Below are 8,835 nucleotides of genomic sequence, written 5' to 3'. Positions count from 1 at the left end.
GTGGTCGCGTCGCGTCAGGCGGCGAGGACGAGTGCGGCGGCGGCCGGCGGGCCGCGACGGATCACCGTGTGCTGGAGTGCGGTGGTGTGGGGGGCCGGGGGCGCGGGGTCGGCGGCCCGCCGGAAGCGGGGGGCCGCGTCGGGCGCGGCCGGCAGCCCGGCGCACAGGGCGCGCACCAGCGCGAGTGCCGCGCGCAGGGAGCGTATGAGCGCCCCTTCGGTGACTCCGTGCGCCGACAGGTCGATCAGGCGCAGCAGGGCCAGGTCGCCGCGGCGCAGCAGCCAGCCCGCGGCGACCGCGGCGAGGACGTGGACGAGCAGCATCGTCAGGGACGGCAGCAGCGTGGCCGCACCAGTGGTGGCCAGGGCGTCCGCCGGTCGGTGCGTGGCGCTCATGCCCATGGCGCCGCCGTCGTAGACGCGGGCGTCGACGAGTATCCGGTAGGCCTGACCCGGGCTGATCGCCGCGGCCGCCGTTCCGCACACGTACCGCGCGGCCTGCTGCACGAGCTCGGCGTCGGACATGACGGGCATGGATCCCATCGGTCCCGTCGACGCCATCGACCCCGTCGGCCCCGTGGCCGTGCCGCCCATGCCGCTCTGACCCAGTCCGAACAGGATGTGCAGCGCGGTCTGGCCGACCGCGAGCAGTGTGGCGATGCCCGGCAGGGAACGAGCCCGCCCGGTGAGCGGCGCCACCACGACCAGTGCCCCCAAAAAGCCCACGCCCAGTGTCCACAGCGGCACCGCGGCGCAGGAGGCCACCGTGTGACCGGCAGCGGCCAGCGCGACACAGACCGCGGCGAACACCGCGGCCCGCAGCATCCTGAGATCGCGTCCGGCGCACGCCGTGCGCGGGTGGGGGGCAGTCATGGCGGCCTCATCATCGCACTGGGCCCCGGGGTGCCGTGCGGCAGGTCCACAAGATGCAGTACGCCCGGAATGTCAAGGTCTGTCGCTACTGACCCGCACATACACCGATTCCCTGGCCGCCGCATCCGCCGATTGGACGGTGTCGTGTCAACTGAGTGCTTACGGCCGGGCACTCGGGGCAATACGTAACGGTATGTCGAGCCGCGGCCGGGAGGCTGGAGCATGAGCATCTGGTGGTCACTCCATCTGCGGCGTGACGCTGCGAGCGTGCCGCTCGCCCGGCGGCTGCTGCTGGGCACGATGGAGACCGCGGGCGTCGACCCCGACATCTCCTACGACCTGTCCGTCGCCCTGAGCGAGGCCTGCGCGAACGCGGTCGAGCACGGCGGGGACGCCGGATCCTCCGAGGCGTACCGCGTCACCGCCTACCTCGACGGGGAGAAGTGCCGCATCGAGGTGGCCGACACGGGCCCCGGCTTTCCGCCCGGCGGCCGTCGCCCCCCGTTCCGCGCCGTGCACCCCGAGGCCGAGCACGGCCGCGGCCTGTGCCTCATCCAGGAACTCGCCGACCACGTCCACATCGGCAGCACGCCGGGACGGGGCGGCGCTGTGGTGAGCTTCGACAAGATCCTCAAGTGGCGGGAGGACGCGCCGCTGGTGGCGGTGTAGACGGCCGCCAGGTCCCTCCAGGACCCGCCCAGGAGAAACCTGCCCCCGGGCACGAGAACGGCCGGGCACCTGAGGTGCCCGGCCGTTCTCGTCGTGTCAGCTCTTCAGCGACGCCATCCACGTCTCGACCTCGTCGGAGCGGCGCGGCAGGCCTGCCGAGAGGTTGCGGTTGCCGTCCTGCGTGACCAGGATGTCGTCCTCGATGCGGACGCCGATGCCCCGGTACTCCTCCGGGACGGTCAGGTCGTCGGCCTGGAAGTACAGGCCCGGCTCGACGGTGAGGACCATGCCCGGCTCCAGCGTGCCGCCGACGTACGCCTCGGTGCGCGCGGCCGCGCAGTCGTGGACGTCCATGCCGAGCATGTGGCCGGTGCCGTGCAGCGTCCAGCGGCGCTGCAGGCCGAGCTCCAGCACCCGCTCGACCGGGCCCTCGACCAGACCCCACGCGACGAGCTTCTCGGCGAGCACCCGCTGGGCGGCGTCGTGGAAGTCGCGGTACTTGGCGCCCGGCTTGACCGCCGCGATGCCGGCCTCCTGGGCCTCGTACACCGCGTCGTAGATCTTCCTCTGGATCTCGCTGTACGTGCCGTTGACCGGCAGCGTGCGCGTGACGTCGGCGGTGTAGAGGGTGTGCGTCTCCACGCCCGCGTCCAGCAGGAGCAGGTCGCCGGAGCGGACGGGGCCGTCGTTGCGCACCCAGTGCAGCGTGCAGGCGTGCGGGCCGGCGGCGCAGATGGAGCCGTAGCCGACGTCGTTGCCCTCCACGCGGGCACGGAGGAAGAACGTTCCCTCGATGTAGCGCTCGGAGGTGGCCTCCGCCTTGTCGAGGACCCTCACCACGTCCTCGAAGCCGCGCACGGTGGAGTCGACGGCCTTCTGCAGCTCGCCGATCTCGAACTCGTCCTTGACCAGGCGCATCTCGGAGAGGAAGACACGCAGCTCCTCGTCGCGCTCGGCGGTGACCTTGTCGGTCAGCGCGGCCTCGACGCCGGTGTCGTAGCCGCGCACGACGCGGACCGGGCCGGTGGCCTCCTTCAGCTTCCGCGGCAGTTCGCGCACGTCGGAGGCCGCGATGCCGTACAGCAGCTCGGCCTCGGCCAGGGAGTGGCGGCGGCCGACCCACAGCTCGCCCTGCCCGGAGAGCCAGAACTCGCCGTTCTCGCGGTCGGAGCGGGGCAGGAGGTAGAGCGTCTCCTGGTGGCCGTCCGCGGTGGGCTCCAGGACCAGGACGCCGTCCTCGGTCTGGTTGCCGGTGAGGTAGGCGTACTCGACCGCGGACCGGAAGGGGTACTCGGTGTCGTTGGAGCGGGTCTTGAGGTTGCCCGCGGGGATCACCAGGCGCTCGCCGGGGAAGCGCGCGGACAGCGCGGCGCGGCGGCGCGCGGTGTGCTCCGCCTGCTCGACCGGCTCCAGGTCGCGCAGCTCGGTGTCGGCCCAGCCGGACTTCATGTTCTCGGCGAGCTCGTCGGACACGCCCGGGTACAGGCCGTTCTTGCGCTGCTTGATCGGCTCTTCTTCGGTGGTTTCCGGGGTCTCCGGGAGCTCCTCCGCCACTGTCTTCCTCCTCGATGCACAGGGGACGTCCCCGAGCTCTCGGGCTCGCTCGAGCAGGGGGACCCCACCATCGTACGGTCGTGCGGAAGGGGGCCCGGGGCGGAAGCACCCGTTACCGGGAGCGCCGGGGACCGGGCGGCTACTCGAAGCGCGCCGCCACCAGGGCGACGTCCTCCCTGCCGCCGGTCACGTCCTGGTCGTCCGGCAGGACCGTGTGCAGGACGTGGTCGGCGACGGCCTCCGGATCGTGGCGTCGCGCGCGCGGGACGCTCGCCGCGGCCGCCTGCAGCCGGGCGAAGGCGCGGTCCACCGGGTCGCCGGTGCGGTGCAGCAGCCCGTCGGTGTAGAGCAGCACGGTCTCCCCCGCCGCCACCTGGAACTCCACGCTGGGCGCCTCCCAGCAGGCGAGCATGCCGAGCGGCGCGGACACGGACGTCTCCACGAACTCGGTGCGCCGCTCGCCGACCAGCAGCGGCGGGCTGTGCCCGGCGCCGGCCAGGGTGATCCTGCGCAGCGCGGGCTCGCAGTAGGCGAACAGGGCGGTGGCGGAGCGGGCGGGCTCGGTCAGCCGCAGCAGCAGTTCGAGGTCGGACAGGACGGCGACGGGGTCCTCGCCCTCCATCACCGCGTACGCCCGCAGGGACGCGCGCAGCCGGCCCATCGCGGCGACCGCTCCCGGCCCGGAGCCGGTGACCGAGCCGACCGCGAGGCCGAGCGCGGCGTCCGGCAGCGGCAGCGCGTCGTACCAGTCGCCGCCGCCGCGCGGCCCCGTGCGGTGCCGGCAGGCGAGCTGGACGCCGGGCACCCGGGGCAGCCGGGAGGGCAGCAGCTCCTCGTAGACCGTCGCCATGCACGCGCGCGTGCGCTCGGTGTCGAGCAGGCGGGCCAGGTGTTCGGTGGCGAAGCGGACGTAGAGGCCGGCGAGGTGGCGCCGGCGCTCGACCGGTTCGGCGGGCTCGTCGTAGAGCCATACGGCGGCGCCGATGCGGCCGGCGGTCTCGGTGGACAGGGGCAGCGCGTAGCTGGCGGCGTAGCCGAGGCGGGCGGCCACCTCGCGGTGGCGGGGGTCGAGGCCGTCCTCGGAGAACAGGTCGGGGCGCATGACCTCGCCCTCGCCGTCCGGCAGTCCGGCCGCGGTGTCGAGGAGCGTGCCGTGGGGCATGGCGCTGCGCGGCACGGTCTCGATGTGGCCGAGATCGGCCCGGGCGAGGCCGAGGCCGACGGTGGTGTCGGGGCCGAGCCCGTCGTCCGGTTCCAGTACGACCAGACCGCGCCGGGCGCCGACCAGGGCGGCTCCGGCGCGCAGTAGCTCCTGCAGGGCGGCGTCGATGCCGCTCGTACGGGCCAGCCGCTCGGTGAGCTCGTGCAGGGTGGTCAGGTCGGAGACCCAGCCCGCCAGCCGGTCCTGCAGGAGGGTGCCCGGGGCGCAGGGCGCGTGCGGGGCTGCCGGGCTGTTCGCGAAGGAGGCGGGGGAGGTGCCCGTGGCGGCGGGCGCGGGCGCGACAGTGTGTGCGGGGGCCGGAACCGTCGCATCGATTCCAGCCACTTTCGAAGGATGAGGGGCGTTCATGGTGTTCGGCTTTCCGGCCGGTGCGTATTGCTCAAAAGCATCGCAAACCCCCATGTCATTCTGCACCGCCAGCAGTGTCTCCACATGTACACGCACTCGTGAGGGGATGTCCAGCATTGTCCTGCCGGGATTCCTGGTGTCAGAGGGGTTTCGGAGTGTTCTTCCGGACCCCTTGCGAAAATACGAAGTTGGCTTGAAACTGCCTCGGGTGACGGCCTATTGCGGTCGACTGGGTCCGCTCCACAGAGCGTCACAGCGGTCGTGATGGGTACGTACTCGGAGAAGGCCAGGGGTGGTTGGGGGACATCCGGAACCTGGCGACGGACCCGGGCGTCCTATCCACCGACGACCGTGCCCCATCCTCGCGTGAGGGAGGCGGAGGGCAAGCACGCGACGCCAAATCGCCATGCTCCGCCACCCCACGCCACGCCCATGCTTTTGGTAGACGCAGTATGGACGGGGCTGCCGCGGAAGCAGCCGATGCTCGGCCCATAGGGGCTCCCCGTGCCTGAAGGCAGGGGTGTGATGCGCCAACAGGTACGCGCAGTGAAGTGATCGACACATGATGTGAATGGTCCAGCGGTGTTGCCAGCGGTGCAACGGAAAGGAACGAGCGCTCATGCGCGAGATCCCGGGAAGGCGACGCAGGCTCCTGTCCCAGCGCGGCGACGAGAGGTCCGAGTCGATCGGCGCGGCCCTGACCTTCGCGGCCCAGTGGCAGTGGCCCGTACTCCCGGGCGTGGCACCGGATCCGCGGCGGTCCGGCCGCTGCGGCTGCCCCGACCCGGACTGCGCGGTGCCCGGCGCGCACCCCTTCGAGCCCGGTCTCCTCGCGGCCACCACCGACGCCCGCATGGTGCGCTGGTGGTGGACCAACCGGCCCGCCGCGCCGATCGTCCTGGCCACCGGAGGCAAGGCCCCCTGCGCGGTGAGCCTGCCGGCCCTCCCGGCCGCCCGGGCCCTCACCGCGCTCGACCGCGTCGGCATACGGCTCGGCCCGGTCGTCGCCTCGCCCACGCGCTGGGCGATCCTCGTCAAGCCGTACTCCATGGAGCAGTTGGGCGAACTGCTCTACGCCAAGGACTTCGTCCCCGGCTCACTCCGCTTCCACGGCGAGGGCGGCTACCTCGCGCTGCCCCCCTCCGAGACCGGAGCCGGCCCGGTCCGCTGGGAGCGGGCCCCGCTGCCCGGCTCCGCCTCGCCCTGGGTGCCCGACGTGGAGGCCGTGGTCGACGCCGTGGTGGAGGCCCTCACTCGTACGGGTGTGAGCGCGCCCGAGTTGTAGGGGTGTCGGGCGCGGGGCGGGCGTGGCTCCCGCCCCCCGCCGTTATCGTCCCCGCATGCTGCGTCACTGCGGAGGACACGGAAGCCGAACGCCGCCGCGCGGCGGCCCCGGTCCCCGACGAGTCCGTCTGCTCGCCCTGCTGGCCGTCGTGGCCGGTGCCGTGGCGCTGCCGCTGGCCGTGGCGTCCGCGGGCCAGGTGGGCGACCGGAGCCCCGCGGCCGCCCGGCCCGCCGTACGCCCCCTGCCGCGCGGCGACGACAAGGTCCCGTCCGCCGGACCCGGCCGTTCCCCGCTGCTGCTCGGCCTGGGCCTGGCCACCGCCGCACGCTGCGGCCCGGAGGTCACCTCACCCGACGGGGTCGAGGCGCAGACCTGTGTGCTGACCCAGGGGCAGGACACCTGGGCGCGCACCTACTACCGCAACACCACCGGCCGTCCCCTGGACGCCGACCTGACCCTCATGGGCCCGGGCGAGCGCACCGTGCGGGCGCACTGCGCGCCGGACGGCGACGACGAGCCGGGGACGTGCGAGACACCCCGGGAGCACGTCCGGGGAGCGCCCATGGCGTACACCGCCGTCGCGGAGCTCGCCGAACGCGGCGCGGACGGACCGCTGCTGCTGCGCTCCGGAAGCAACTCACCTGCGGCGACGGACGGTTGATGAATGACTGCGCGCGGTGATCGGCGGCGCGCACGCGAAGGCCCGGTTGCTGGCGACGGGGGATGCACCAGCAACCGGGCTACTTGCACGGTAACAAGAGATCGGCGGTTCGCAAATTCGATCCCGGCTTTCCAGTCACCGGGCGGGCCGCCTTTCCGGTCACCGACTCCCCTGCGACGGCCGGGGGTTGTGACCGGAGTCACCTACTGCGGCGAAGTCGTGCGGCTGACCGGCCGGTCAGCCGCACCCCGGTGGATCAGCTGAGCGTGACCTGCCGGTTGGTCAGGCCGCCGCGGGCCCGGCGCTCGTCCCCGGTCAGCGGCGTCCGGGCGGCCAGGGCCTCGGTCAGCCGCTCGGCGAACTCGGCGGCCGGCTTCTCCACGTCCTGGGCACCGACCTCGCTCGGCAGGTCCCACACCGGCACCGTCAGGCCGTGGGCGCGGAAGGAGCCCACGAGCCGGGTGTTCTCTCCCAGGCTCGAACGGCCCGCCGCGTGCAGCCGCGCCAGGGCGTCCAGAAGTCGCTCCTCCGGGTGCGGCATGACCCAGCGCAGGTGGTTCTTCTCCGGTGTCCGGCACCAGTACGCGGCCTCGACGCCCTGCAGGCGCACGGTCGGGATGGCCGCCGCGTTGGCCCGCTCCAGGGAGGCGGCGACCTCCGGCGTCGCGTTCTCCGCGTCCGGCACCCAGAACTCGAAGCCCTCGTGCACCACCGGCTCGAAAGGAGCCTCGGCGTCGAGCAGGTCCTGCAGCCGCGGACCGTCGGCCGGGGCGCGGCGGCCCTGCACCGGAGTGCCGGGCTCGGCCTCCAGCGCGCGCAGCAGGGTGTCGGCGAGGTCGCGGCTGATGTCGCCGGACGCCGTGTCGTTCTGCAGGCCCAGCAGCACCGAGCCGTCGTCACGGCGCAGCGCGGGCCAGGCCATCGGCAGGACCGTGGCGAGCGTGACCGCCGGGACGCCCTCGGGCAGGCCGTCCTTGAGGGTCAGCCCGACCGTGGCGGCGGGGACCAGTTCGCGCAGTGCCACCCAGTCGCATTCGCCGGGAAGTCCTTCGAACGGCCGCTGCACGAGCTCGGTCACCGCGTGCGCGGCGGTCCGGCCGTGGCAGGCCTTGTAGCGGCGGCCGCTGCCACAGGGGCACGGCTCGCGCGCGCCGACCACCGGGATCTCTCCGTCCGTGAGCTGCGGGCGCTTGGCCTTCGTCTGGGGTCGCTTCTTGGCCATCTGGGTGTCTCCCGGTTACGGCTCGTCTCGTACGGGCGCGAGCCNAGCCTAGCCGTTCGCGCCGTGGACGACGGGACCCTGTGGACAAGGCGGGCGATGCGGACCACCGATCGGCTCTCGGCGGCCCATGACCTGGGCCCACCGTGCGGCACGCCCGCCACGTGCCGCACGCGTGCGCGTTCAGTCCAGGGCGTCGAACGTGTCCGCGAAACCCAGCTCGGACAGAGCCGTCACCGGCGGTGCGGTGACCCGGGAGGCGAAGTCGTCGCGGCGGTGGCCGGCGTCCGGGTCGTGCACGTCGTCGTGGACGACCGCCCACACGGTGACCTCGCCGCCCGCGGCGTCCCGTACGCCCCAGTCCTCGCAGAGCGCGGTGATGATGTTCAGCCCGCGGCCTCCGTGCGCGGTGACCGAGGGGGTGGCCGGGGCCGGGCGGGTCGGGCCGCCGCCGTCGGTCACCTCCACGACCAGCCGGCCGCACGCGTCCACGCGCCACGCGGCCCGTACGTCGCCGTCACCGGTCAGGGCACCGCCCAGTGGCCGGCCGTGTTTGCAGGCATTGCTCAAGAGTTCGGAAAGGACCAGTACGGCATCGTCGATGACCGATTCCGCCACGCCGCCTCCGCGCAGTTGCTCGCGCATCCGGTGTCGTGCTTCCCCCACGCCCGCAGGACCATGGGGTACGGCCATGCTCGACGACGTGGGCACCTCCTGTGCCACCACCAACGCCACCCCCGAGACCTCCTTCGCCCCACGCCACGGTGTGGATGCCCCACCGGCCTGTACCGGAAACCGGCCGATTGTCGTCCGAGGACGCATTCAAAACGGTCGAACACGCACCGAACGCGCCGGAGCACTCCCTGTCATCGTGTGGCTGGATTTCTACGGTGTGGCCGAAAAAGGAGGATGGTGCGGTACGGCCGTCCCGGTCAAGGCCCGCGACGGACCCGGGACCGATCAGCGACCGACCCGAGACGGACCCGCGACCGCTCGGCGGCCGAG

General features: G+C 73.2%; 9 protein-coding genes. 4 read left to right on the top strand and 5 right to left on the bottom strand.

All coding sequences use genetic code 11. The annotated features are described in order from the left end of the window. Positions 1-14 precede the first annotated feature (14 nt). Positions 15-872, bottom strand: coding sequence for a hypothetical protein (locus tag RH94_RS31135; RefSeq protein ID WP_073951687.1), 858 nt, complete (start codon positions 870-872; stop codon positions 15-17). Between the two features lie 222 nt (positions 873-1,094). Between RH94_RS31135 and RH94_RS31130 the strand changes: the two genes are divergently transcribed. Beyond that, complete coding sequence (locus RH94_RS31130) at positions 1,095-1,541, top strand: ATP-binding protein (RefSeq protein WP_073951686.1); 447 nt, start codon at positions 1,095-1,097, stop codon at positions 1,539-1,541. A 96-nt stretch (positions 1,542-1,637) separates the two neighbouring features. Here RH94_RS31130 and RH94_RS31125 read toward each other — a convergent pair whose 3' ends face one another. Both RH94_RS31125 and RH94_RS31120 read right to left on the bottom strand, forming a co-directional pair. Then, entirely contained in the window at positions 1,638-3,095 is a 1,458-nt protein-coding gene (locus RH94_RS31125) for an aminopeptidase P family protein (RefSeq protein ID WP_073951685.1), read from the bottom strand. Between the two features lie 139 nt (positions 3,096-3,234). After that, positions 3,235-4,782, bottom strand: a complete 1,548-nt coding sequence (locus RH94_RS31120) for a PP2C family protein-serine/threonine phosphatase (protein ID WP_199881098.1) — start codon at positions 4,780-4,782, stop codon at positions 3,235-3,237. A 502-nt stretch (positions 4,783-5,284) separates the two neighbouring features. Here RH94_RS31120 and RH94_RS31115 point away from each other — a divergent pair. Then, positions 5,285-5,950: a bifunctional DNA primase/polymerase gene (locus RH94_RS31115; protein WP_073951683.1), complete on the top strand. Its 666-nt coding sequence runs from the start codon at positions 5,285-5,287 to the stop codon at positions 5,948-5,950. Positions 5,951-6,005: 55 nt separating this feature from the next. Next, complete coding sequence (locus RH94_RS31110) at positions 6,006-6,611, top strand: hypothetical protein (RefSeq protein ID WP_234426152.1); 606 nt, start codon at positions 6,006-6,008, stop codon at positions 6,609-6,611. Positions 6,612-6,867: 256 nt separating this feature from the next. On the opposite strand, the gene RH94_RS31105 is transcribed toward RH94_RS31110, so the two are convergent. Next, entirely contained in the window at positions 6,868-7,833 is a 966-nt protein-coding gene (locus tag RH94_RS31105; RefSeq protein WP_073951682.1) for a DUF5926 family protein, read from the bottom strand. 180 nt (positions 7,834-8,013) lie between these two features. Further along, positions 8,014-8,565, bottom strand: coding sequence for an ATP-binding protein (locus tag RH94_RS31100; protein WP_234426151.1), 552 nt, complete (start codon positions 8,563-8,565; stop codon positions 8,014-8,016). Between RH94_RS31100 and RH94_RS45045 the strand changes: the two genes are divergently transcribed. Next, on the top strand, positions 8,522-8,835 hold a 314-nt coding region (locus RH94_RS45045), incomplete at its 3' end, for a hypothetical protein (RefSeq protein ID WP_234426157.1). The two genes, RH94_RS31100 and RH94_RS45045, sit on opposite strands and share 44 nt — an antisense overlap.

This window comes from Streptomyces kebangsaanensis, assembly GCF_001906585.1.
GTDB lineage: Bacteria > Actinomycetota > Actinomycetes > Streptomycetales > Streptomycetaceae > Streptomyces > Streptomyces kebangsaanensis.
The sequence above is the reverse complement of the archived record's forward strand: the minus strand, read 5'-3'. Positions and strand labels throughout refer to the sequence as shown.